The following is a 24,087-nucleotide window of genomic DNA, read 5'->3' as shown; positions in this document are numbered from 1 at the left end:
ATAAATGCTGTTAAATCAATGGTTACTCTTATTTATGTTTCTTATCTTCTGCATTTCAATGCAAAAAATAGCACCTAATTAGGGCACTTAAGCTAAATATAGCTTTCTAGAAGGAACAGCATAAATATGGCGAGTGTGTGTATAATCTTAATAAAAAATGGTATTATTGCATTAAATTAGTATTTTTAAATTCCTTATCCTATATCTAAATTAAAAGAGAGACCAGCTGCTTAACTATAAGCAGCTGGTCTCTTTGTATTTTCATGAACTTCTACATTGAAGTGAGAATATGGTGTCTATGGGCTGAATCATTATACTTCTTTCTGATGCGCATCGATCGCTTGTTGAATAAGGTTACATAGCGCTTCTACCCCTTTTGGTTCTAAATGGACGCCATCTGGAGCAAAATACTCTGGATGGTTAAGCGCTGTTGAATGCCAATCAATTAACGTAATATTGTTATACTCATGTGCTTTAGTTGCTAAAGCATTATTTACTTTTGTTTCCCATGGACGGGGTACACGTGTATTCACTAGGTAAATTTGAGCTTGCGAGAACGCTCCGAGTAGCGTGTCAATCTGGTCATTTGTAAAATAGCCATTTGTGCCTAATTGAATAATGACCGCTTTTTCTTGTTGATTGAAGCGAGTGTAACTAGGAACCAATTTTACTGCTTGTGAAACTTGTCTCCCTATTTTTCCATCGATTGTAATGTTAGGGTAGAGCGTATGTAAACGCGTTGCAATATCAATCATGACTGAATCCCCGATTGCTAATAGTTCCTTATACGGTTTTTTTATAGGATTTTCAATCGGCTCATCTTGTTCTGTTTGAGATGTATCGTCATTTTTTTCCACTGACGGTCCTACTTCTTCATCAGTCTTATTTTGTTGAGCCGAATCTTTAATAGAATGTTCTTCACCATTTATTTTAATATTTGTAGGGTAATTCTCCTTAGAGTCGTGTTGTGCTTCCCCTACTACCCCTGTCATACCTGTAAAAAATACTAATATAAATAGCGGAATAATAGCAGTTGCTATCTTTCTTGCAATTGAAAAATTGTGCCACTTGCTTGGATTGATAACTAAATATTGTCGGAAGTATGTTCGGAATCCTTGTTTACGAATCGGCATTTCAATAAAACGATACGACAATTCTGCGACGATTAATATAAACACTAGCTGTAAAGCGACACGCCAATAAACTGGATTGCCTATTTCATGAACAGGAGTACTTAGCACTATTATTGGGTAATGCCATAAATAAATTCCATATGATCGAGAACCAATCCAGCAAAGTGGTTTCCATGAGAGTAGTTTTCCTAAGAAACTAGCTGGATGACAAACACAGGCAATTAATAGCGCAGCATTCATACAAAATAGGAACATACCACCTCTGTATAAAAATGCTTGGTATTCATCTACAAATAAAATACTTACAATAAAAATTATAAAGGTAATTACACCGATACTATTGAGCTCATAAACATGCTTTGTAGAAAGCTTTTTAGTAGAAAGTCTTTTCATCGGCCAAACGAAGGCTAACCAACAACCGATTAGTAATTCAAATGAACGAGTATCTGTTCCAAAATAAATGCGACTAGGATCAGCTCCAGGCTGAAATAAGATAGCCATAAGGATTGCTGAACAAATTGCTCCAATAAAAATAATGTTAGAAAATTTGCTTTGTTTTTTCACAATAGACAATCCAATGATTAATACAATTGGCCAAATAACATAAAATTGTTCCTCAATCGCTAACGACCATAAATTTTTCAAAGGAGAAGGCGACCCAAAACTATCAAAATAAGATAGTTTGTGATAAATAAACCACCAATTACTCGAATAAAAAATGGAGGAAAGAGCATCTCCTCGTAACGTATTAAGTAGCTCTTTATGAAATAACATGACCCACACAAAGGTAGTCATTATCATGACATACGCAGCTGGAACTAGGCGTCTAAAGCGTCCAATCCAAAATTTACGCAAATTAATTGTTATTTGCTCCCCTTGCATCGGTAAAATTGTTGAGGTAATTAAGTAACCTGATAATACAAAAAATATATCAACTCCGAGGAATCCTCCACTGGCCCATCGAAAGTTAAAATGATAAGCAATTACAGCTAATACTGCTAATGCTCTAATCCCATCTAATCCAGGGATGTAACGATGATTCAATGACTTGCCTAACATACTGTTTCCTCCAATAAAATGTAAAACCATTAACATTATTTAGTTATAAAAATAGTTTGTATTACGCCTAGCCTCTGCCCCTTTACTTTCATTTCCATTACCTATTATTAAAGACGTATGAGCTACCTAAAAAGGTTAACCATTTTCTAAAACAAAAAATTTTCGCTGAGATTTTTTAGCTCCATGATTTTATAAATACCTATATGTATCAAATACTTAACTTCTTAATTAAAATTTGTAATATTAACCAACGAAAAAAAGCATCTGCCCATAATGGTAGATGCTTTTGAAGCGGTTTTTTCCATTGATGTACACCATCGAAAATCGCCCGATTCAATAAGGCGTATGAGCTGACTTGAAAAGTATAATGCAACGGAAAAACAATTGAAAGACCTCTGAAACAAAAATTTTTAGGTAATTTTTTCAAAAGGTACTTCTGTTCACCATTTATTTCCTTATAGGTCTTACTACAACTCATTTTTATAATCGTGGACACCAATAAAGCTATCGCATAGATATGCGTATTTTATTAAAACTAGCGATTCCGAAAATTTTTTATAGAGATAATAAAAGCTAGTTTTTAACTTTTGGATTCAGTTACAAAGCTTTTCGCAATTGCTTTCCCAATAACAGCAATGGTACGATTTAATTCTTCTTCCGTATTATCAATTCCACCTAATTCAATTAAAATCATTTCCTTGGCTAAATCTTGATTGTAACGACCATCTACATTGTCACCACTTTTAGAGATAACTCCTCTTGATACTTTTGGCACCATCTCATTCATAGCAACAGAGAGAGTTTCAGCATAAGCAGTATTCCATCGGTAGTTTTTATGTTCCGCCCCCACAACAATGGCAATGCGTGCGTAACTTTCATTGTTGTGTGTAATCGTTGTCGCATCTCGTTTAGCGGAATCTCGGTGTAAATCAATCACTAAATCATAGGATTGTTCCTGTAAACGATTGGCTAAATATGGACGTACTGTGTTGTAAGCTTGTGGAAAGGTTTTACCTTCAGATTTCATTACCTTCATGACATCTACATCTAATACATCTGTCTGTATACCGTTCATGCTAAAATGCTTGGAAATAGCTCCTTGTAAATTAAAAATATTTGTCTTTTCATCATAAAAGTCTGCTTTCCCGCTTACCGCTTTCACCATTGGTTGATAGGCTTCTTGTGAATGCGTAAATAACAATAATACTTTAAAAGGATCCTGTTCTTTCGTCTGCTCTTTCGTCAACTCTAGTGCTGTTTGTTCAGGCAAATTTGTAGCGGCAAACACGACTTGTTTATCCTCTGGTTGCTTGATCGGAGTCGATGCTTGCTTGTTGAACGGAAGTTGCCCAGCAATGACTGGTAATACGAAAAAGAACAATAATAGACCAATTGACCATTGTAGTTTTTTTAGCAAAGTCACACCCTCCTCCCAATATCGTATGGAGGGGATGTGTCTTTTAGAACGATGATTTTATAGATCGTTTGCCCAATTCATAAGCATAGTTGAAATGATTGTTGCATACTTATCTATCCAATAATCTGCTTCTTTTGGTGTAACCATTAACTGTGAATGGGAAGCGGCAAATGTCTCTTCAAAAAGCTGTTGACGTTCCTCTTTTGTCCATGTTGCCCATTCACCAAAAATCGGGGTCACAAGCGACATATCAAGTTCCTTATTAATATCTGGGCGCCAAGAAGATAAGGATAATTTAGATGAAGGCTTTCCGCGTTCTGCAACACGAGCCGCAATAGAACGTAGCATCACCTCTACTGCATCCGCAATTAATACGGGCGCGTCAACGACAGTTGGAATTCCAATTGCAGTAACTGGGATACCGAGCATCTCATAGGAAATTTCCTTGCGCTGATTGCCGACACCCGAGCCAGGATGGATCCCTGTATCAGTAAGCTGAATTGTTTTACATAATCGATCGCTCGCTCTTGTTGCGAGTGCATCTACTACAATTATTAATTTGGGCTGTAGCCGCTCTGCCAATGCTGCTACAAATTCACCTGTTTCATAACCTGTTTGTCCTGTTACCCCAGGTGCATACATGACAAATTTGTCATCGATATGATCTAAACTATGCAAATGATCGATCACATAAGGTCCAATAGCATCTGGCGTAATCGTTCTATTTCCAAGACCTATAATTAATATTTTGTCATCTTCCTTCCAGGAAATTGACTCATGCAATGTTTTAAAATTTGCTAGCAATTCTTTCTCAAGCTGGTCGAATCCATCTTCATCCTCTAATGTAAGCGTTGGGACGGAAAGGGTTATATATTTCCCTTCCTTTTTGCCTATTTGTTTTCCACCCTCCGCATTTACTTGTACATCGGTAATTTTCACACGCCCAGCAGTTTTGTCTTCGATTTGAACCCCACTTGATTGTTTAAGTGTATCTTTTTGTTCTTTCGTTTGATGCAATACTACCTCTTCAGATTCATCAATTAAATCAGTACGCTGCCAATTTAAGTTTTGCATTCAGTTCACCTCAAATTGTAGTTTGTTCAAACTGTCAAGTAAATATTCTTTGCATTTATCTATTGCAATTTAGCCTAGCGTTTGTTAAAATGATTTTTGTTGTATTGACACAAGAAATCAATGAGAAGATATCATCTCGTACCTATTTTAGGAGGTGAAAGATATGCCAAACATTAAATCTGCGATTAAACGCGTAAAAGTGAACGAAAAAGCTAACGCTGCTAACACTCAAGCTAAATCTGCAATGCGTACTACAGTGAAAAAAGCTGAAAACGCTGTTGCTGCAAACGCTGAAAACGCACAAGAACTTTTACAAGCAGCTTACAAATCTTTAGATAAAGCAGCTTCAAAAGGACTTATCCACAAAAACGCGGCGGCTCGTAAAAAGTCTCGCCTAGCTAAAAAAGCGTAAGTGTTTATTAAGGATCAGTTTACTCTTAGGAGTAACTGGTCTTTTTTCATTTCTTTATGTTTTTCAGCAATATATAAAAAATCCGCCTTGCAGCTAAAGGGGAAAGTGATAACACATTCGTATCTTACTTACCTATCAAAAAGCAAAGCGGATTTTAATATATAGTTTTTCCGTTTTTTAAACTAAATTAGTTTTTTCAACAAAGGTATTTTCTGTATTATCCACACAATTATTGTAGAAAGTACTAAAATAATGACTACTTGTAACGGAATCGCCATAAGTGGCTTTACAAAGAGCTCATTGCCTTCAAAAAAATGCGGACGGACCTTATCTAAAATCATCGCATGCACTAAGTAAACACCAAAGCTTGTTTGTCCAATTAGCTTGACAATCCCACTTGTTTCATAGCTTCCTTGTGCTACTTTTCGATTGACCCAATATTTCACAAAAACAAAAAGTGCAATACTCATCGCAATAACATTAAGGCTTGAATACGAAAATGCATAGCCTGAAAATTGCCCTTGCTGCTCAGACAAGACAATTGTCCGCCAAATCGTTTCAAGTGCTCCAATAATCCCTAACATGTAAATTCCAACACGCCATTTTTTTGATAGCTCAAATTTTGCTAAATAGTAGCCTAGTAAAAAGAAGCCGATGTACTCACTTAAAGGGAAAAACAATGTAAATTCATTACTCACAATATAGGAATAATATCGGAATACCCCATAAAATAATATCCATAGAACAACCACATAGCCTATCACTTGTTTGGAGGCATGATTAACAAAAATATTAAATATTGGCGCTAGTAGATAAATACCGATAAGCGCATAAAAATACCACAAATGATAGTATATCTGGTCATTAAAGAACATGATTAGAAATTCTTTTACCGAATACCCTGGATTCCACATATATGTTGCCCATACATAATAAATAATCGACCAAGCTACGAAAGGTAGTAAAATTTTATTGGCACGCTTTTTAAAAAAGGTACTCAAAGATTCTTCCTTTCGTCCAAGTAAAAGTGCCCCACTAATCATTAAAAAAATGGGTACACACCATCGTGACAAAGCATTGAACACAATGCCCGTTTGCCAATCAAAACCATCTATTTTGTCATAAAGTACGACATAAGGAGTCGCAGCATGTAAAAGTAATACACCTATAATAGCTATGGCACGTAGGCTATCCATGTACTGAATTCGTGTTTGCACGTTCAAAAACCCCCCACGACATTATACAACCATTCATGCCCAACAAGTTAATATTTTTTACAGTCGGCGCAGTAAAAATAGTTCTAAATAACGCTCGCGGTTTCCTCCAGCTGTTTTTAGCTTTAAATCAACCTCTGCCAATTGATACAAAGCTTTCAATAAACTCTCTTCGGATGGACGATTGCGTTGCTCGACCATTAACTTTACACGATAAGGGTGGATTTTTAAATTTTTTGCAATTTGCTGTGGATGGTAGCCTTTTTTCAGCAAGTAAAAAACATTCGACATCGTTCGCACATTAGAGGCAAGAAGTCCAACAAGCATAATCGGCTCTTGTTTTTGTCGCAATAAATCATGGTAAATTGACAATGCTGCAACAGGGTCATGTGCTAAATAAGCATTTAACATTTTAAAAGCATCTTGTTCTAGTGTTTTCGCTACTAAATCCTCCACTAGCATCGTTGTAATTTCTCCACCGTCGCCAACATATAATGCCAGTTTTTCTATTTCCATCTGCAGTTGGAGCATATTCGATCCAACCATTGAGACAAGCTGCTCAATAGCACTTTGAGTAATTGTATTGCCTTGCGATGTTACAAGCCCTTGAATCCACACAGCTAAATCTTGTTCTTTCGGTGTTTCCGCTTGGACGATAAACGCATGTTCTTTCATCATTTTTGTCACTTTTTTTCGTTCATCCAGCTTTTCATATGGAGCAATAAAAACCGTCACCGAAAAATCTGAAGGATTTGCTAGCCATGACTCTAAACGTTTAACATCATGATCAATTTTTTCCTTCCCTTTTTCAGTTGCCTTTAAAAACGAGGCATTTTTAGCAATGACAAGCTTTCGTTCTGAAAAAAATGGGACTGTATCCGCTTCATCTATAACGACATCCACAGGCAACTCTTCCAAATCAAAAGTGCTCATTTCAATTTCTTCTTCCGTACCAAGTGCTTCTTTTAAACGTTTTACAGTTTCATCTATAAAATAGCTTTCTTCACCAATAATCAAATACACTGGTGCAAGCTCACCTTTTTTTATTTTGTTCCAAACCGTTGAAATCATAATATTTTTACCTCCATATAGCAATACTACTAGTATACATGATTTAGTTTCGATTGTGACTTCGAGCTAAATTGTGTCCATTCCTTGCCACAGTTGGTAATTCATCTTTTCGATATAGCTTTTATGAAAACGATGTCTTATAATTAGTAACAGAATTGGAGGGATGACAATGAATCCATTTGAAGGTAATAATATACAATGCAGACGTAACGATGCTATCGATTCAGGCGTTGGTTTCGGCGTATCATTTGGGGTCTTCACTATTATGTTCATCATCGCAGTAATAGTAGACTACGCAAGCATGTAATCTACCTCTTATACCAATGAAAAAGACCTTGTTCACTTTCGGACAAGGTCTTTTTCTGTACGAACAATCCATTTTCCACCATGAACTAACACTTCAATTGTCCCATCAATGCTTGTCGTTTTCGTCGCTAATTGCCGCATCCTAAAGCGCTCGACTACAATATCATGAGGATGATGGTAGCGATTATTACGCCCTGCACTAAAAACGGTTAATGCTGGCCGAAGAAGCTCTACAAATGGCTCAATACTTGATGTTTTACTACCATGATGGCCTGCCTTTAACAGCGTCATATTTGCTAATTGGTGGCCATATAGCTTTATCAGCTGGCGTTCTCCAGGTTCTTCTAAATCACCTGTTAACAATGCTCGAAAGGACCCTTGCTGTATAAATAACACAATGGAATCGTTATTGCCTTCATAAAGTGTATCGTGTGGGGATAAGTAGTGAAAACGCGTTGAACCTACTTGCCATGAAGTACCTTCCATTTTTTCCTTCACAGGTACTTTTTGTTTCGTGGCTTCCGCTAATAAATCTTGCATGGCAGGTGTATTTAATGAGCCTGGTGTTACATGAATCTCTCGCATCCGTATCTCTTCAAGCACTTCTTCGGCTCCTTCTACATGGTCAGCATCTGGATGTGTCACAATCAAAATATCAACAACACGAATACCTTTACCTTTGAGAAACGGAACAACAACCTGTCTACCAACCTCATAGGGGCTGTTTGAGAGCTTCCATGGCTCTTGCCTAAGTCGAAGTACACCTCCCGTATCAACCGCGTATACGGCCCTTCTAAACGGTAATTCAATGATTGTACAATCACCTTGACCTACGTTCAAAAACGTGATTTTCGTTTCCTTATAGAGCATCGGTGCAAAATGTATACAAAGAGCTGGAACAAGGAGGACAATGCCGACTTTAAAATAATGTTTTGTTTCTAACAAATATAAACTAATAAGCACGCTAATAAACGCTATGCAAACTAGCCATATTGTTGGTTTCCCAGGCGACCATAGTTGCAATGGTAATGCTTGAAAAAACAAAATTGCCTCTGTTAGCCAAGTACGCAATGGCTCATATATTTGAAATAATAGCTTAGCTAAAGGCATAGAGACAAATGTGACAATAAGCAATAAAATATTCATCGGTAAAATAACAAACGAGAATAATGGTACAAAAACAATGTTTACCAAAAAGGAAGATATCGATAGCTCATAAAAATGATAAAGCAATAGCGGATAAACAAGTAGTTGGCATACAAATGTAATTAAAAATGTTTTTGTCAACCAGTGTCTATTCTGCAAAATAACGCTTGAATATATAAGACTAGCCGTTGCTAAATAGGATAGCTGAAAACCAATCTGAAAAATAACCCCTGGCTCTAGTAAGACAAAGCCAATAAAGCTGATGGCAAGTGCATCTTCTACTGCCATATACCACCCTTTTAGTCGCATAAACATTATTATTTCTACAACTGCCACCGCTCGGATTACTGAAGGAGCACCACCTGCTACTACACCATAAGTGGGTAATATGATAAGTAGAATAATTGTGGCCATCTCTTTACGAATACCGACACGAAGAAGGCCCTCATAAAACAACCAACATATAAGTGCTACATGTAAGCCAGAGATTGCAAATAGATGCGTAATGCCGAGCTTTTGGTATGCTCGTTGAAGCTCATCATCCACATGATCTCGTAAACCAATAAGCAGCGACTGTGCCTCTGCTATTAATGATGGCGGGAAAGTAGTCTCAATATGTTTTTTAAGAAGAAATCGATAATTTGCTAGAACAGAGCCTATCGTTTTATTTTCTGACATCAACGTCCAGCTTTTCACTTCAAATATCCCCCTTGCGCCCTTACTTACTAAGTATTTCTCAAATGAAAAAGCGTAAGTATGTGCTGGTGGATTTGGTGCTACAAGTTCTCCTTGAACGATATAAGTAAAGCCAGTAATTAATGTATTTTCATAAAAATGCTTTTCATGCTCTGAGGATAATGTATACGTGACATATAGTTTTTCGCCTGTATCTGTCCTCGCAAATCCACTTAGCCGTTGTCCATTAATTTTATAATCGCTCGTCCATGTTAATTGAAAAGTTGACGGTAATGGGGAAGGTTCCGTCAATTGTATCTTTGTAATAAAGAAGAAGGAAAGAAGTCCAGCAGCTACTACGAGTGCTGTGATGATGAATGTTTCACCTTTTAAAGTAAGCCAAGTTGCTATAATTAGTAAACTCGCTAAAAGCCAAGCTGACTTGTGTGCCGCTAGTGAGGCAACAAGTACAGCAAGCGCTATATAAATCCATTTATGCTTTATTGTATTTTGCCAAATAATGCACTCACCTTCTGTTCATAAGGGAGTAATTTTTCAGCAGGCACGCCACTTTCACGTAATTCATTAAGCATATCTATGTACAATGCCAATTTTTCATTTCTTAAAAAGTCAATTTTGCGTTCATCAAAAGGTACGTGCAATACCTCTACGCCTGCTTTTTTAAATAATTCTTGCGCATATGAATTGTTTTTATAGTCCGTTGCATAATAGACACGTTCAATTCCTGCTTGAATAATTGATTTTGTACATGGAAGACAAGGGAAATGTGTAACATAAAGGTCTGCTCCTTTTGTCGGAGTACCGTACTTTGCGCATTGCAGTAAGGCATTCATCTCTGCATGCACTGTACGGACACAATGATTATCCACGACATAGCAACCTTCTTCAATACAATGTTCATCACCTGTAATCGAGCCGTTATATCCTCCTGCTATAATACGCTTATCGCGTACGACCGTCGCTCCGACTGCCAGTCTTGTACAAGTACTACGTAACGCGAGTAAATGGCTTTGTGCCATGAAAAATTGATCCCAAGTAATACGCTCCATATGACTACCTCCTAAATTTACTTTCGTTGATTACGAACTGTGCATCTTTGCGCCAGTCACTTTTCTACTATAGTGTAGCCCTTTTCGAAAAGAGTCGTCAACTTCACACGATATTGACTCATTAATTAACAGTAATGGAATCTTTCAGCTTTTCAAATGTTTTTTCGCCGATACCTGTCACTTTTTTTATATCCTCAATCGTTTGAAAGCCTCCGTTTTCCTCACGATACGCAATAATGCTTTGCGCCTTTGATGGTCCAATACCTGCTAATGTTGTCAGTTCCGTATTATCCGCTTTATTGACATTCACCTTATTACTCGTTGACGTGTGACTTTCAGCAGCTAAATTGGCAAAATGGAAACTGGCCATCGTTTCATCAAGCTGCTCACCTTGTACAGGTATATAAATCACCATTTCATCTTGCACCTTTTGGGCATGATTAATAAGCGTTGGATCCGCATCCTCGCTATACCCTCCAGCAAGCTGTACAGCGTCGATAATACGTTGTTCGGGGTTTAGCGTATAAACACCTGGATGCAATACAGCACCCTTTATATCAATCATCACCTGCTGTAAGACCGCTTCTTCTTCGGCAGGTTCTGTTAATGCTAGTTGTTCTGTCGGTTGGATTGTTTCGATGAGCTCTTCTTGGGGAGGTGAAGAGTCAAAACTCGAAAAAAAGAAGTAACAAAGTCCACTGATACCAAGTATGCTAGGGAGCAACATACTCTTTTTATACTTTTGCCATAAAGATTGGATCAATTAAACCATCCTTTCGCTGCAAAAGGCAATCATATGGAGTCCATTTCATGATAAACTATCCATTTCATATTGAACAGTAAATTGATGCTATAAATCAAAAAGAGAATTGTTGTTGCCTTATATGTTCCAAAAGTTATATTTAATAAAAAAAGTTCGGAAAAAATACCGAACTTTCAGACTGTAGATAAACTCAAAGTTTTTCGAATTTGTCTATAGTCCTTTTTTATTTAAAACTAATATAGGTGATGACTACTGCCGTTGATTTCCGCTACAGGCGGGCGCTTTCCGCGGGCACATCGTAAGCCGCAACCCTCGCTAGTACGCGGTTTGTTGCGTCTTACGTCCTGTGCCTTCCCGCAGGAGTCGCCCGACCTTTGCTCCAATCAACTAATGTCAACACGCTCTTTCGAAGGAAAAAGTTAAAATACAGTACAATTATCGCACTTATGAATATATAGGATAGTCGTCTGCGTTAATCATTAAATAAACTTAGAGGTCTACTACCTTTGATTTCTACTACGAGCAGTCGCTTTCCGTGGGCACAACGTAAGCCGCAACCCTTGCTAGTGCGCGGTTTTTTGCGTCTTACATCCTGTGCTTTCCCGCAGGAGTCGCCCGACCTCTGCTCCAATCAACTTTATATGTATTGCTAAAAGGCTACTATAATTGCTGCTTGGACATGGCAAACAGCTTCATAGGAAGGGGAGGCTCGAAGAGTATGGCAAGACGAAAGTAAGAACCCATTCTTTACAATAAAAATAACAAAAGGGATTAAGATTTCTATTCTTAATCCCTTTTGTCGACAAGCTGAAAGTTCGGTAAAATACCGAACTTTTTGGCGTCACTTATATTGTTATTATTTCACTGCACGAATAAAAATGCGTTCGCTTTCGTATTCAGGTGCTTCATTTGTAAAATCTGCTGTCACTTCTACATCTGTAAAACCAATTTCACGAAGCCATATCATATATTGCTCAATTGGAAATGTGCGCTGGATGTGCTCTTCGTCAAAGCGTTCATACAAATTGCTCGCTCCATCTCGTACATAAAACGTCATTTGATGAACAACAGAATGCTCATAATCACCAGGCTCTGTATGCCATACATAGCTAATATCTCCATCATCATACGTAAAGGGTCCGTCTAAAAAGATGTCATTCATTTTAAATAATGAGTGGACATCAAAAAATAACTGACCACCTTCACGTAAAGAATGGAAAATACGTTCAAGCGTTGCATAAACATTTGCTTGTTCCACGACATAGTTAAGCGAATCAATGGCAATTGTGACAACATCTAGTGCCTCAAAGCCATCTAATTCATGCATCGACATACAGTATAGCGGTACTTGTAGACCAGCATTAGCAAAGCGCTCTGCCGCTATAGCAAGCATATCTTCTGACAAATCGATACCACTAACATTATAGCCAGTATTTGCTAACATCAGCCCAAGAACACCAGTGCCACAGCCAATGTCTAAAAGACTTGGATAATGTTTGCTCGGTGCATGTTGCTCAATCCAATCAACATAGCTATTATATGGAATATCAGTTTGAAGCTCATCGTAAACATGGGCAAAACGTTCGTAGCTACTCACTTATGCCTCTGGTACGTCTAATTGCGGTGCATCGCCCCATAGACGCTCTAGGTTATAGTAAGCACGCTCATCTTTATGGAATACGTGTGCTACAACATCACCAAGGTCTACTAAAATCCATCGTGCCCCATCGAAGCCTTCCACGCGACGAATTTCATGCCCCTCTTTGATTGCTACATCTTGTAATTCACGTGCAATCGCTTGTACTTGGCGATCTGAGTTCCCGTGTGCAATGATGAAATAATCTGCTAATAGTGAAATACCTTGCATATTTAAAACGACAATATCCTCACCATGTTTGTCGTCGATTGCTTTGTAAGCTGCTTGTAATAAAGTTGAAGTCATCCTTCACTGTCCTCTCTTTTCATCATATCGTTATAACATGCTATAGATAATGGGTAAATTGCCTGCTTTGTATCAATTAAAAATGCTAGTGTATGACGTATACAGGCACTCATTGCCTTATCCAAATTTTTTTGCGCTTTTTTCCGCAGACGTTCAACCCCATCGAAGTTTCGATTCGGTTCAATCATATCTGCGACAAAAAGTATTTTTTCTAAACGACTCATTGCTACACGCCCTGTCGTATGAAAGCGAATAGCATTCAAAATATCTTCATCTGAAATGCCGAATTCACTTTCAGCAATATATGCCCCAACTGGACCATGTAGTAATTCACTGCCCCAGCCAATCAGTTGTTGATCTAAATTTTCGTTTTGAACAATCTGCTCCATCCATTTGACATCTGCATATTTTGCAATGTCATGGAGAATAGCTGCTGTTTCAGCTTTCTTCTCATTCTCACCGTAAATTTTCGCTAACGCGATGGCTGTTTCCGTTACCCCAAGTGTATGAATATAACGCTTTTCAGGCATACGTGGTTTAATCGCTGCTAGATACTGTTCGCGTTCCATAAAGACCTTCCTCTCGTATAAACGTCTCTACCGCTTCTGGCAGTAAAAAGGTTACCGTTCTACCAGTGGCAAGGCGTTCACGAATGAGTGTAGACGATAAATCGATTTGTGGTACTTCCACCATCAATACAGGATACTCCGTACGTGCTTCTGTCCCAGGACGCTTTACACCAACGAATTGAACAAGCTTCACGAGCTCGTCAATACGATACCACGTATGGAGTGAATCAATCATATCCCCACCAATGATAAAGTAAAATTTTACAGTCGGCTCTCTTTCACATAATGCAGCAAGTGTATTATATGAATAGGATACGCCGCCCTTATCAACCTCATACGACTCTACACGAAAATGCGGATATGGTTGTATAGCACGCTCAACCATTTCTAAACGTTTTGCATCACTCGCATCATGTGGAGCTTGCTTATGCGGTGGTAATGCATTTGGCAAAAAACGTACCTCATCTAATTCCAATGCATGAAATACTTCGTTTGCCATCATTAAGTGTCCGATATGTGGTGGATTAAACGTACCTCCAAGTAAACCGACCTTTTTCATCGTTCCACCTTATTTCGCTACTTTTGGTAACACAATTTTTTTGTTGTTACGTGATTCTTTATATAATACAACTGTCAATCCGATTAATTGTACAAGCTCAGCATGCGCACCTTTTGCAAGAGCTTCCGCCACTTCTTGTTTGTCATCTTCACAGTTATCTAAAATACGCACTTTAATTAGTTCACGTACTTCTAATGCTTCACGAATTTGCTTTGTCATTTCGTCATTAACGCCGCCTTTTCCTACTTGGAAAATTGGTGTTAAATGATGTGCTTCTGCACGTAAAAAACGCTTTTGTTTACCTGTTAACATAAAAATTATTGTCCTCCTAATTGCGCCTTCAATCGCGCAATCATTGAATTTGTTTTTGGATATTCATCGAGCCAGTATTGGAACGCGATTGCACCTTGATGTACAAACATGCCAAGACCTGTTACTACGGTTGCGCCTTTTTCCTCAGCCGCTTGTAAAAAAGGCGTCATTAATGGATTATACACAATATCTGCAACAATTGCGCCTTTTACAAGTCGATTCAGTGAAAACGGCATAGAATACTCGCCCGCAACAAGACCAGCGGACGTCATTTGTACGAAAATGCCATAGTCAGCTAACGTTTCTTCAGCCTGTGCTAATGAAATCGCTCGACCTGTTCCAAGTTCATCAATAATTGCCTGTGCATTGGCAACTGTACGATTAGCAATCGTTAAATTCGTATAGCCTTGTTGTTGCATTGCAAAAGCTATGCCACGTGCTGCCCCTCCTGCTCCGATAAGAAGGACAGGCTTTTCTTTATGTGACTTGCCGACAGCTTCTTCTAACGAGCGAACAAAACCAAGCCCATCAGTATTGTACCCTTTTAACTTACCGTTTTTTGTTCGGACAACTGTATTTACCGCACCCATTTTTTCTGCTAGCTCATCTAACTCATCTAAATAAGGAATGATTGCTGTCTTATGGGGGATAGTAACATTCCAACCACTTGCACCTAATGTTTTAAAACCAACAACAGCCGCTTCTAACTGATCTGGTGTCACATGTACTGGAATATAAGTTGCATCGATCGCCATTTCCTCAAACCAAGCATTATGCATGGCTGGTGATTTTGAATGTTCGATCGGATCACCAATTACTGCAAACCACTTCTTCATGTCCTAGCTCCTCTTCTCTCTTCACTAATTATTAAATGAGCGATGGACGAATTGAAACTTGTACACCTTTTGGGGCATACGCAGCAATAACGACATTAGCATGCTGTACTGTAATCCAACCAAGACCTGAAAAGACGACATCTGTTTTTGCCTCTTTTATTGAAAACTCATGACGGATTAATTCAGGCAGCTTGTCGATAAAGTTTGCTGTCGGTGGTGCAAGTAATTCGCCCTTATGCTCAGCATATAAAGCATCTGCCTTTTCTAACTTCGTACGGTGGATGGGCAGATCATTTGCAACATGTATTGTAAATGCAGAACGTTCACCTTGAATAAAGTCAAATCGTGCTAGTGCACCAATGAATAAGGATTGACCTGGATTTTGCTGATACACTTTCGGTTTAATTTCTTTTTTGGGCATAATGTATTTTAATTCACTCGAATCAATATAATGCGCCATTTGGTGGTGATTAATAATCCCAGGGGTATCATATAATGCACTACCATCGTCAAGTGGAATTTCAATCATATCTAACGTAGTTCCAGGGAAATGAGAAGTTGTAATGACTTCCCCTTCACCCGTAGCCTGTTTTATAACGCGGTTAATAAACGTGGATTTCCCTACATTTGTACAACCTACTACGTAAACGTTTTGTCCTTTGCGATATTCGTCTATCGCTTCCATTGCCTCGGTCATCCCTTGTCCTTTATGTGCGCTCACTAATAGCACATCAATAGGTTGTAAGCCAAGTGCCTTTGCTTCACGCTTCAGCCAGTTAATAACCTTTTTAGGCTTCACTGATTTGGGAAGCAAATCAGCTTTATTCGCTACTAAGAGCACTGGATTTTTGCCAACGAAGCGATGAAGCCCTGGCAACCAGCTACCATTGAAGTCAAAAATATCAACGATTTTTACGATTAAGCCTTGCTGTGTTCCAAGACCATTTAAAATACGTAGAAAGTCGTCATCTGTTAATGACACAGGTTGAATTTCATTGTAATTTTTCAAACGGAAGCAACGTTGGCAAATAACCACGTCTTTTTCTAATGATGATGGGGGTGCGTACCCTACTGCTGTTTTATCTTCTGTTTGAATTGTCGTACCGCAGCCAATACAATTTGGCATTTCGTTCATTCTTTTTCCTCCCAAGTAATTATTCCTTTTCGTTTTAAATCATTGAACACACGACGCTCAACGAAACGATTAAATTTTGTTACGAGCCCATCTGATTGTGCAACTGGTTTTACTAAAATCGTATGCAGTCCTAAACGATTGGCACCCATTACATCTGTTAGTAGCTGGTCTCCTACCATGACTACTTCATTTGGACGTAATCCTAATTGAATTACAGCACTATAAAAGGCATTGCGAAGTGGCTTTTTTGCTTTATGAATATACGGAATATTAAGCGGGTCAGCAAAATGCTTTACACGCGCCTCTTTATTATTCGACGCAATAATAACGCGAATACCTGATTCCTTCATAATACGTAGCCAAATAATAAGCTCTTCCGTTGCATCTGCACGGTCCCATTCCACAAGCGTATTATCTAAATCTGTAATAATCCCTTTAATGCCTAGTTCTTGAAGCTTTTCTGGTGTAATTTCAAAAATGCTTGTCACAAATTCATCTGGTAATAAAAAATTATACAAAATAGCGACCCCTAATCTAAACGTATTATTCGACCATTATAGCATATTTGCAAAGGCTTCACCCATGCGAATTGGACTTCCTTGCACAACATTGTCCGTAAATGTAATCGTATCTTTTTCAAATAGCATGACCACTGTCGAACCAAATGAAAAATAACCGACTTCCTCACCTTTTGCCCATTGCGTTGTTGTATTTGTCAGCACAATGGAGTTGACAAAGGTAGCACCAACTTTAATAAATGCTACATGCTGGTCATTTGCTACTTTTAACTCCGTTACAAGACGGTAGTTATGAGAAATTGGTTTTTTGCCATATGTGAGCCCAAGCTGATTAACTGGGAAAGACGTTTGTCCAAGTGTATATTGTCTTAACACTGTGCCATCAATTGGGCTATGGATTCGATGGTAATCCGCAGGACTTAAATAAAATACTATATAATGTCCATCAGCATATTGGGCAGCACGATCTTTATTTCCTAATAAATCCTGTAGTGCATATGGCTTGCCTTTGACAAGAAAAGTCATATCCCATTCGATGCGCCCAAATGATTCTACTTTGGCATCCACTGGACTTGTATAGACGAAAGGATTTTCATTGATTGGTCGTGCCTCAGTTACAAGTTCCCTTGTAAAAAAATCATGTAAACTTGAAAATTGTTGTTGTTTTTTTGAAACCTCTTCAAGGTTTATATCGTATATTTTCATATAGCTTGGAATTATTCGCTTACTCCACTTCGCTTTAGCAATAGTTTGTAAAAGCTGGGAAGATTGTTTGCCATTCGTTAATTCTATTAAGCGTTGGTAAAGTTTTTCTTTCATAAAGCAAAACCCCTATCGATTAAATTAGACTGTCAATTTTTTCGCATCCGAAGTATAATGGTACAATATCTTAAGTGCAAAGGAGTGATCCGCCTTGTTTTTTTATCACAAGTTGGTGGATACGACGGTTAAGAAAATGAAATCGCACGCAGCAAACTTCATTACTATTAGTAATATGTCCTTTGGTGGCGCGGCCATTATGGCCACTTTACATGAATATTATAGCTATAGTGTCTTGTTTATCTTTATTGCTGCTCTTCTCGATCGTTATGACGGGAAAGTAGCACGTGCACTCGGACAGGTTTCTGAGTTAGGTAAGCAATTAGATTCTATGAGTGATATTATATCATTTGGTGTAGCCCCTGCATTATTAATGTATGAAGTTGTCCTAGTTGATTTTGGTTTCGCGGGCATGATGATGACCGTTCTTTATATCGTCTGCGGTGCGATGCGATTAGCTCGCTTCAATATTAGTGAAGCAAACGGTTATTTCACTGGACTACCGATTACAGCTGCTGGTACGCTATTAACATTAACGTATTTTGCGTCCAATACGTTCCACCCAGCTTTTTATCTTTTCCTACTTCCCATTTTAGCTTTACTAATGATCAGTACATTCACGTTAAAAAAAGTGTAACAGCGCATTTGCTGTTGCACTTTTTTTCATTGAACGCAGTTTCTTAACATATACTGTCGAAAAATGGGGAAAGGATGAAATCATTCAATGAGCGGAATTTTTACTTCTATGTTGCAGTTATGGTTTGAAATTCCTGCGTTATTCGGTTATTTAAAAGGGCAAACATTCCATAAACCCTTTTCTAAAGAAGAGGAAGCTGCTTGTATTGAACGATTTTTAGGTGGTGATGAGCAAGCGCGTCTTGATTTAATCGAGCGCAATATGCGACTTGTTGCACATGTCGTAAAAAAATTCCACCCTAAGCACGAGCAACTCGATGACTATATTTCCATCGGTACAATTGGTCTAATGAAAGCCGTTGAAAGCTATACCCCTGATAAAAAGACGCGCCTTGCTACGTACGCAGCGCGCTGTATTGAAAATGAAATTTTAATGCACTTACGGACACAGAAAAAAGTACAAAAGGATGTTTCTTTGTTTGAACCGATTGGTACAGATAAAGATGGAAATGCGCTGCAAATTCGCGATTTGCTTCAATGTGATGAAGAAAGTGCAACAGAAAAATTAGAACACAAAGAGCACGTTGCGCAGTTGTATCATTATTTGCATATGCTTGATGAACGAGAGCTTGAAATTGTCACACTGCGCTACGGATTAAATCAACATGACGCACTTACCCAAAAAGAAATTGCTGCCCGTTTGAACATTTCTCGTAGTTATGTATCTCGCATAGAAAAGCGAGCACTCATTAAACTCTATCAATTTTACAAAAGAGATCAAAAGTCTATTGAGTAATTTATTGTAATGTGTTATTGATAAAAATTCAATCAAGAATATGAGGCACATGTGTTCAAAAATTACATGGAGATTTAGCAGTTACTTGTTTCATATAAAAAGCTCCTTTACGCTTTAGCAGCCGCAAAGGAGCTTTCTATACAATATTAATGAGTTGTTTCAGTAAGGTCGGCCGAAATAAGCGTGCCGATTAACATCGTAATGATGACGACACCTGCTGTCAAAAATAGCATAATGTATACCTCCCATCTAACTATGAAGAGAATTAATTAATGCCATTGTAGCATTGAAGATTCATTACGACTGTGATTTTTCTCACTCTTTAACTGTTCATTTTGTCTATTTCCTGTAGTTTTATAATGACGAAATTGCCTTTAATACAATTTGTGTAGAGTGCTTAGCAGCTACTGGTAGGAACTCATCAAAGCTAATGTTCGATTCTTTCCCTGCAATATCAGATAAAGCACGGATAACCACGAATGGTGTCCCGAATTGATAACATACTTGCGCAACAGCTGCCGCTTCCATTTCTACTGCTTTCATTTGCGGAAAATGCTGACGTACTGCTTCTACACGTACAGGATCATTCATAAAAGCATCACCTGAGCAAATTAGGCCAATACCATATTGGTGTTCACCTACCGCTTTTACAGCCTCCTCAGCTACTTTCATTAGCTTTGCATCTGATTGAAAAGCAGCAGGCATTCCTGCCATTTGCCCAATTTCATAACCGAAGATTGTCACGTCGACATCATGATGGCGTACTTCATCAGAAATAACAACTGCTCCTACTTCAAGTGCCTCATCGTAGCCCCCAGCAGAACCCGTATTAATTACTACATCTGGCTTGAATTCATGCAATAAAATTGTTGTAGACATTGCTGCATTGACTTTCCCAATACCGCTTTTTAATAATACTACTTCTTTTCCTTCATATGTCCCTGTTGTATACTCACTGCCAGCAATTGTTTTACTTTTAGCATCCTCTAAAGATGCACGTAGCAGCTCTACTTCCTCTTCCATTGCACCGATAACTGCGATTTTCATGAATTCTTTACTTCCCTTCTTTAATTCAACTCTAAACAGATTACTCACTAGTCGGCATCTGCATTTTGATGAGCTTTACTACAATCAAAATCGAAAATAGTTGCCATATAGTTTTATGACCGATTGTTCCACTTTCGGTAAAGCTAAGAACGAATCCGTATTTCTTTGCCATCTTTAAAAATAATCAATACAACAGCTTTCGTCAATAGGCACCATCTAATGTATTCAACTGTTCTAGTTTTACTGGCAGCCAGCCTTCATTATCAACCCATTCCATACTGACACGATACTTTTCACTCTTATCTTTCGTAGAAACGGTTGCAATTGCTTTATTCGCCCCACCATTATTTTGTAAACGCCAAACAATCATATTATCATTTGTTATACCTGTCACTGCGGTAATTGTAGCGATTTTCTCTGCCCAGTCGACAGATTGGTCATCATATGACGATACATGTGCTCCTGTTTGCGTTGTAGGCGTTGGCTTCCAGTTTTTATCTGTCACAACACGATCAACAATCGGATCGTCAGACGTCGTTTCTTCAGCCGTATTTTGCTCTAGCTGCTGTTCTTCCTCTTTCGACTGGTCTTCGTCTGTCGATTGTTCTTTATCTGTCGATTGTTCTTCATTTTCGGCGCTGTCTTCCTCTTTCTGAGGTTCCTGCTCACCTTCTTCGTTCTTTTGTTCCTGAACTGGTTCCTCTTTAACTGCTTCTTGTTCGTCATCCTGCCACTTAAACACATACGTTGCCGTTATAACAATTAGTATAATGACTATACCAATTAAAACATTCAACATCTTATCTAGCTTTTTATTGCGAGATGGCTGCAAATGACGACTGCTTCGTGTTTTTCGTTCACTCATGAAGTCTCCCCCTCTCTAACCAATATTTTATCAAGTTCCACACCGCATGCAAAATAAAAACAGTTAGCTTCACTTAGAAAGAGAAGCTAACTGCTTGTACATTTGTAATTATTTAATTGATAGAATTTTCACTTTCATTTCGCCACCAGGTGTTTGTACAACTACTTCTTCACCTTCACCTTTGCCAAGTAAGCCTTTTGCAATTGGTGATTCGTTTGAGATGCGGAATTCCATTGGATCTGCCTCAGCTGAACCTACGATTGTATAAGATTCTTCATCAGAAGATGGTTTACCGTTAATAATTTCAACGAATGTAACCGTTTTCCCAAGAGAAACTACACTGTTATCTGTTTCATCTTCAGAAATAATAACTGCGTTACGAATCATTGATTTTAAAGTAGAAATACGCCCCTCTAAAAAGGCTTGTTCTTCTTTAGCTGAATCGTACTCAGCATTTTCAGAAAGGTCACCGAAGTCACGTGCGATTTTAATACGCTCTACGATTTCTTTACGTGTTTCTGTTTCTAATTTTACTAATTCTTCTTCTAATTTTCGTTTACCCTCTGCTGTCATTGGGTACTGTTTTTCATTTGACAAAGTACTTCACTCCTTATTTCATCAATATAAAAACATAAAACTCGACCAAATGCTTTATAAAGTGCATTTAATCGAATTTTATTATTTTTAATCTCAGTTCAAAATATGCTTTGACCTAATAGTATGCATGCGTTACAAAAATATGCTTTGAAATTCATGTAAATATTGTCAATACCACTCTATCTTATTACAATACGTTGTCAGTTTCAAGAATAGTTTTAATTTTCGTTACCATCAAGTCAATTGCGACGCCATTTTCCCCGCCTTCGGGAATAATAATATCAGCATAACGTTTAGTTGGTTCAATGAACATATTATGCATTGGACGCACGGCAGATAAATACTGCTCGATAACGGAATCCGTTGTACGACCACGCTCTTTTATGTCACGAAGAATACGACGAATAATACGTAAATCTGAATCCGTATCGACAAACAATTTAATGTCCATTAAATTACGTAAGTCCGCATCCTCTAATACTAAAATTCCTTCTAGTATAATAACATCTACTGGCTCAACATGGATCACTTCATTGGCACGTGTATGCTGTACATAGTCATATACAGGTTTATCAATGGACTGACGCTTTAATAATTTTTTAATATGGTCAATTAATAAATCATTATCAAACGCTAGAGGATGGTCATAATTCGTACCTAAACGTTCTTCAAATGTTAAATGACTTTGATCTTTGTAGTAATAATCTTGCTCAATTACAACAACAGAATGGTCACGGAAAACATCATAAATAGCACGTGTCACGCTCGTTTTACCTGAACATGAGCCACCAGCGATTCCGATGACAACTGGACGCTTAATTGCCATTAATTATTCTCCTTTCGCATCATGTTATGCGGTTGAAGCAATGTATCACATTTAAATTTAATAATTTGTAATGGATGACGTGCAGCGTCTAAGCTGTTGCCGTCCTCATCCCAAATTTCTCCCATCGTAATGCGGAAGTTTTCGATTTCTGGACCAAAAAATTCAACTTCATCACCAGGTTTAAAATAGTTACGTTGTTGCATTGTAACAATTTTCGTCTCTGGATCGTGGTTTAAAATAAGTCCTGCAAATTCGTAAGTTGTTTTACGACCATGAACGCCAAACATTTGCTCCTCGTGGCCAGGTGCATCGTGGAAAAACGCCTCAGCTGCTTCACGGTTCGCACATTTATCTAACTCTTCTAGCCATTCACGCTTAATTTTAAAATTGTCTGGATCTGCACAGTAAGCATCAATCACTTTACGATAAACAGAAACCACTGTAGCCACATAGTGAATTGATTTCATACGACCTTCTACTTTTAATGAATCAATACCAAGCTCGATCATATGTGGAATCGCTTCAATTAACTTTAAATCTTTTGGACTCATTGCAAATGGTGCATGGTTATCATCGAAAAGCGCTTTTTCCTCACCGTCTTCTAGCTCGTATAAATCATAGTCCCAACGACAAGATTGGCAACAGCCACCACGATTAGAATCACGCGCTGTCATATGGTTTGATAGTACACAACGACCCGAATATGCGATACACATAGCGCCATGAACGAATGCTTCGATTTCAATATCGACTTTTTCTTTCATAAGCTTCATTTCTTCGCCGCCAACTTCACGCGCTAACACTACTCGATGTAATCCTTCTTCTTTCCAGTACTGAACAGCTTTCCAGTTAGATAATGATTGCTGTGTCGAAAGATGAATTTCGAGCTTTGGTGCAGCAGCACGACATGTTTCGATAATTAGCGGGTCCGCTACAATAATGCCAGTAACTCCTGCTGATTCAATATCTTTCAAGTACTGCTCTAAGCCATCCATATTTTCGTTATGAGCGAAAATATTCGTTGTCACGTAGATTTTTGCTCCGTATTGATTAGCAAAATCTACACCTTCTCGCATATCATCGATTGAGAAATTATCTGCGTTTGAACGAAGACCAAATTCACGACCGCCAATAAATACTGCATCTGCACCATAATGGACAGCAACTTTTAGTTTTTCTAAGCTACCTGCAGGGGCAAGTAGTTCAGGTTTTTTTGTAATGACGCGCTTGCCGTCGACGACTTCGCGAATTTTGTCATTTTGTTCTAATGCCAATGCCATTTTCTTGCCA

The 24,087-nt window shown here is 38.2% G+C and carries 26 protein-coding genes; 4 read left to right on the top strand and 22 right to left on the bottom strand.

What is annotated here, in order from left to right; translation table 11 throughout:
• Positions 1-311: 311 nt before the first annotated feature.
• The 3 genes from JNUCC52_RS21140 to gpr all read right to left on the bottom strand — a co-directional run bounded on the left by JNUCC52_RS21140 (position 312) and on the right by gpr (position 4,683).
• The gene (locus JNUCC52_RS21140) at positions 312-2,192 is read right to left on the bottom strand and encodes an acyltransferase family protein (RefSeq protein ID WP_337980745.1); all 1,881 of its coding nucleotides are present in this window, start codon (positions 2,190-2,192) and stop codon (positions 312-314) included.
• A 580-nt stretch (positions 2,193-2,772) separates the two neighbouring features.
• Entirely contained in the window at positions 2,773-3,615 is an 843-nt protein-coding gene (gene spoIIP / locus JNUCC52_RS21135) for a stage II sporulation protein P (protein WP_228134123.1), read from the bottom strand.
• Positions 3,616-3,666: 51 nt separating this feature from the next.
• Entirely contained in the window at positions 3,667-4,683 is a 1,017-nt protein-coding gene (gpr, locus tag JNUCC52_RS21130; protein ID WP_172772127.1) for a GPR endopeptidase, read from the bottom strand.
• Positions 4,684-4,846: 163 nt separating this feature from the next.
• Here gpr and rpsT point away from each other — a divergent pair, with 163 nt between their 5' ends.
• Positions 4,847-5,095: a 30S ribosomal protein S20 gene (rpsT, locus tag JNUCC52_RS21125; RefSeq protein WP_172772128.1), complete on the top strand. Its 249-nt coding sequence runs from the start codon at positions 4,847-4,849 to the stop codon at positions 5,093-5,095.
• 182 nt (positions 5,096-5,277) lie between these two features.
• Here rpsT and JNUCC52_RS21120 read toward each other — a convergent pair whose 3' ends face one another.
• Complete coding sequence (locus tag JNUCC52_RS21120; protein ID WP_172772129.1) at positions 5,278-6,312, bottom strand: acyltransferase; 1,035 nt, start codon at positions 6,310-6,312, stop codon at positions 5,278-5,280.
• Between the two features lie 57 nt (positions 6,313-6,369).
• Entirely contained in the window at positions 6,370-7,380 is a 1,011-nt protein-coding gene (gene holA / locus JNUCC52_RS21115; protein ID WP_172772130.1) for a DNA polymerase III subunit delta, read from the bottom strand.
• Between the two features lie 169 nt (positions 7,381-7,549).
• Between holA and JNUCC52_RS21110 the strand changes: the two genes are divergently transcribed.
• The gene (locus JNUCC52_RS21110) at positions 7,550-7,687 is read left to right on the top strand and encodes a YqzM family protein (RefSeq protein ID WP_172772131.1); all 138 of its coding nucleotides are present in this window, start codon (positions 7,550-7,552) and stop codon (positions 7,685-7,687) included.
• 32 nt (positions 7,688-7,719) lie between these two features.
• Here the strand turns inward: JNUCC52_RS21110 and JNUCC52_RS21105 are convergent, their stop codons facing one another.
• The 12 genes from JNUCC52_RS21105 to JNUCC52_RS21050 form a co-directional block, all read right to left on the bottom strand.
• Entirely contained in the window at positions 7,720-9,819 is a 2,100-nt protein-coding gene (locus JNUCC52_RS21105) for a DNA internalization-related competence protein ComEC/Rec2 (RefSeq protein WP_337980744.1), read from the bottom strand.
• Between the two features lie 188 nt (positions 9,820-10,007).
• Positions 10,008-10,577: a ComE operon protein 2 gene (locus JNUCC52_RS21100; protein ID WP_172772132.1), complete on the bottom strand. Its 570-nt coding sequence runs from the start codon at positions 10,575-10,577 to the stop codon at positions 10,008-10,010.
• A gap of 121 nt (positions 10,578-10,698) precedes the next feature.
• Positions 10,699-11,340, bottom strand: a complete 642-nt coding sequence (locus JNUCC52_RS21095) for a helix-hairpin-helix domain-containing protein (RefSeq protein WP_337980743.1) — start codon at positions 11,338-11,340, stop codon at positions 10,699-10,701.
• An 856-nt stretch (positions 11,341-12,196) separates the two neighbouring features.
• On the bottom strand, positions 12,197-12,937 hold the full coding sequence (locus JNUCC52_RS21090; protein WP_337980742.1) for a class I SAM-dependent DNA methyltransferase: 741 nt from the start codon (positions 12,935-12,937) through the stop codon (positions 12,197-12,199).
• On the bottom strand, positions 12,938-13,282 hold the full coding sequence (gene rsfS, locus JNUCC52_RS21085) for a ribosome silencing factor (RefSeq protein ID WP_172772135.1): 345 nt from the start codon (positions 13,280-13,282) through the stop codon (positions 12,938-12,940).
• Entirely contained in the window at positions 13,279-13,851 is a 573-nt protein-coding gene (gene yqeK / locus JNUCC52_RS21080) for a bis(5'-nucleosyl)-tetraphosphatase (symmetrical) YqeK (protein ID WP_172772136.1), read from the bottom strand. Before yqeK ends, rsfS begins: the two co-directional genes overlap by 4 nt.
• Positions 13,820-14,410: a nicotinate-nucleotide adenylyltransferase gene (locus JNUCC52_RS21075; RefSeq protein WP_337980741.1), complete on the bottom strand. Its 591-nt coding sequence runs from the start codon at positions 14,408-14,410 to the stop codon at positions 13,820-13,822. Before JNUCC52_RS21075 ends, yqeK begins: the two co-directional genes overlap by 32 nt.
• 9 nt (positions 14,411-14,419) lie before the next feature.
• Positions 14,420-14,722, bottom strand: a complete 303-nt coding sequence (gene yhbY / locus JNUCC52_RS21070) for a ribosome assembly RNA-binding protein YhbY (protein WP_139860444.1) — start codon at positions 14,720-14,722, stop codon at positions 14,420-14,422.
• Between the two features lie 5 nt (positions 14,723-14,727).
• A complete protein-coding gene (gene aroE, locus JNUCC52_RS21065; protein ID WP_337980740.1) occupies positions 14,728-15,558 on the bottom strand; it encodes a shikimate dehydrogenase in 831 nt (276 codons plus the stop codon).
• A gap of 31 nt (positions 15,559-15,589) precedes the next feature.
• Positions 15,590-16,693 carry a ribosome biogenesis GTPase YqeH gene (gene yqeH / locus JNUCC52_RS21060; protein ID WP_139860448.1) on the bottom strand — a complete coding sequence of 368 codons (1,104 nt, stop codon included), beginning with the start codon at positions 16,691-16,693 and terminating at the stop codon, positions 15,590-15,592.
• Positions 16,690-17,211, bottom strand: a complete 522-nt coding sequence (locus JNUCC52_RS21055; protein WP_172772137.1) for a YqeG family HAD IIIA-type phosphatase — start codon at positions 17,209-17,211, stop codon at positions 16,690-16,692. The genes yqeH and JNUCC52_RS21055 overlap by 4 nt, the downstream gene beginning before the upstream one ends.
• Positions 17,212-17,247: 36 nt before the next feature.
• Positions 17,248-18,030, bottom strand: coding sequence for a phosphatidylserine decarboxylase (locus tag JNUCC52_RS21050; RefSeq protein ID WP_172772138.1), 783 nt, complete (start codon positions 18,028-18,030; stop codon positions 17,248-17,250).
• A gap of 136 nt (positions 18,031-18,166) precedes the next feature.
• Here JNUCC52_RS21050 and pssA point away from each other — a divergent pair, with 136 nt between their 5' ends.
• Positions 18,167-18,667: a CDP-diacylglycerol--serine O-phosphatidyltransferase gene (gene pssA, locus JNUCC52_RS21045; RefSeq protein ID WP_173477657.1), complete on the top strand. Its 501-nt coding sequence runs from the start codon at positions 18,167-18,169 to the stop codon at positions 18,665-18,667.
• Between the two features lie 87 nt (positions 18,668-18,754).
• Complete coding sequence (gene sigK / locus JNUCC52_RS21040) at positions 18,755-19,462, top strand: RNA polymerase sporulation sigma factor SigK (RefSeq protein WP_172772139.1); 708 nt, start codon at positions 18,755-18,757, stop codon at positions 19,460-19,462.
• Between the two features lie 354 nt (positions 19,463-19,816).
• Here sigK and mtnN read toward each other — a convergent pair whose 3' ends face one another.
• The 5 genes from mtnN to JNUCC52_RS21015 form a co-directional block, all read right to left on the bottom strand.
• Positions 19,817-20,509, bottom strand: a complete 693-nt coding sequence (gene mtnN, locus JNUCC52_RS21035; protein WP_172772140.1) for a 5'-methylthioadenosine/S-adenosylhomocysteine nucleosidase — start codon at positions 20,507-20,509, stop codon at positions 19,817-19,819.
• Positions 20,510-20,711: 202 nt separating this feature from the next.
• The gene (locus JNUCC52_RS21030; protein WP_337980739.1) at positions 20,712-21,374 is read right to left on the bottom strand and encodes a YrrS family protein; all 663 of its coding nucleotides are present in this window, start codon (positions 21,372-21,374) and stop codon (positions 20,712-20,714) included.
• 108 nt (positions 21,375-21,482) lie between these two features.
• On the bottom strand, positions 21,483-21,971 hold the full coding sequence (greA, locus tag JNUCC52_RS21025; protein WP_172772142.1) for a transcription elongation factor GreA: 489 nt from the start codon (positions 21,969-21,971) through the stop codon (positions 21,483-21,485).
• Between the two features lie 187 nt (positions 21,972-22,158).
• Positions 22,159-22,797: a uridine kinase gene (udk, locus tag JNUCC52_RS21020; protein WP_337980738.1), complete on the bottom strand. Its 639-nt coding sequence runs from the start codon at positions 22,795-22,797 to the stop codon at positions 22,159-22,161.
• Positions 22,797-24,077 (bottom strand): peptidase U32 family protein, encoded by a 1,281-nt coding sequence (locus JNUCC52_RS21015; protein WP_337980737.1) that lies wholly within the window; start codon positions 24,075-24,077, stop codon positions 22,797-22,799. The genes udk and JNUCC52_RS21015 overlap by 1 nt, the downstream gene beginning before the upstream one ends.
• Positions 24,078-24,087 lie beyond the last annotated feature (10 nt).

This window comes from Lysinibacillus sp. JNUCC-52 (genome assembly GCF_015999545.1).
Lineage (GTDB): Bacteria > Bacillota > Bacilli > Bacillales_A > Planococcaceae > Lysinibacillus.
The sequence above is the reverse complement of the archived record's forward strand: the minus strand, read 5'-3'. Positions and strand labels throughout refer to the sequence as shown.

What these genes read in the sequence shown, in the direction of transcription:
- mtnN (WP_172772140.1), bottom strand. Translation starts at nt 20,509, where the DNA reads ATGAAAATCGCAGTTATCGGTGCAATGGAAGAGGAAGTAGAGCTGCTA.
- yqeK (WP_172772136.1), bottom strand. Translation starts at nt 13,851, where the DNA reads ATGGAACGCGAACAGTATCTAGCAGCGATTAAACCACGTATGCCTGAA.
- gpr (WP_172772127.1), bottom strand. Translation starts at nt 4,683, where the DNA reads ATGCAAAACTTAAATTGGCAGCGTACTGATTTAATTGATGAATCTGAA.
- holA (WP_172772130.1), bottom strand. Translation starts at nt 7,380, where the DNA reads ATGATTTCAACGGTTTGGAACAAAATAAAAAAAGGTGAGCTTGCACCA.
- JNUCC52_RS21050 (WP_172772138.1), bottom strand. Translation starts at nt 18,030, where the DNA reads ATGAAAGAAAAACTTTACCAACGCTTAATAGAATTAACGAATGGCAAA.
- pssA (WP_173477657.1), top strand. Translation starts at nt 18,167, where the DNA reads ATGAAATCGCACGCAGCAAACTTCATTACTATTAGTAATATGTCCTTT.
- JNUCC52_RS21030 (WP_337980739.1), bottom strand. Translation starts at nt 21,374, where the DNA reads ATGAGTGAACGAAAAACACGAAGCAGTCGTCATTTGCAGCCATCTCGC.
- aroE (WP_337980740.1), bottom strand. Translation starts at nt 15,558, where the DNA reads ATGAAGAAGTGGTTTGCAGTAATTGGTGATCCGATCGAACATTCAAAA.
- yhbY (WP_139860444.1), bottom strand. Translation starts at nt 14,722, where the DNA reads ATGTTAACAGGTAAACAAAAGCGTTTTTTACGTGCAGAAGCACATCAT.
- udk (WP_337980738.1), bottom strand. Translation starts at nt 22,797, where the DNA reads ATGGCAATTAAGCGTCCAGTTGTCATCGGAATCGCTGGTGGCTCATGT.
- yqeH (WP_139860448.1), bottom strand. Translation starts at nt 16,693, where the DNA reads ATGAACGAAATGCCAAATTGTATTGGCTGCGGTACGACAATTCAAACA.
- JNUCC52_RS21110 (WP_172772131.1), top strand. Translation starts at nt 7,550, where the DNA reads ATGAATCCATTTGAAGGTAATAATATACAATGCAGACGTAACGATGCT.
- JNUCC52_RS21100 (WP_172772132.1), bottom strand. Translation starts at nt 10,577, where the DNA reads ATGGAGCGTATTACTTGGGATCAATTTTTCATGGCACAAAGCCATTTA.
- JNUCC52_RS21015 (WP_337980737.1), bottom strand. Translation starts at nt 24,077, where the DNA reads ATGGCATTGGCATTAGAACAAAATGACAAAATTCGCGAAGTCGTCGAC.
- rpsT (WP_172772128.1), top strand. Translation starts at nt 4,847, where the DNA reads ATGCCAAACATTAAATCTGCGATTAAACGCGTAAAAGTGAACGAAAAA.
- JNUCC52_RS21140 (WP_337980745.1), bottom strand. Translation starts at nt 2,192, where the DNA reads ATGTTAGGCAAGTCATTGAATCATCGTTACATCCCTGGATTAGATGGG.
- rsfS (WP_172772135.1), bottom strand. Translation starts at nt 13,282, where the DNA reads ATGACTTCAACTTTATTACAAGCAGCTTACAAAGCAATCGACGACAAA.
- JNUCC52_RS21075 (WP_337980741.1), bottom strand. Translation starts at nt 14,410, where the DNA reads ATGAAAAAGGTCGGTTTACTTGGAGGTACGTTTAATCCACCACATATC.
- sigK (WP_172772139.1), top strand. Translation starts at nt 18,755, where the DNA reads ATGAGCGGAATTTTTACTTCTATGTTGCAGTTATGGTTTGAAATTCCT.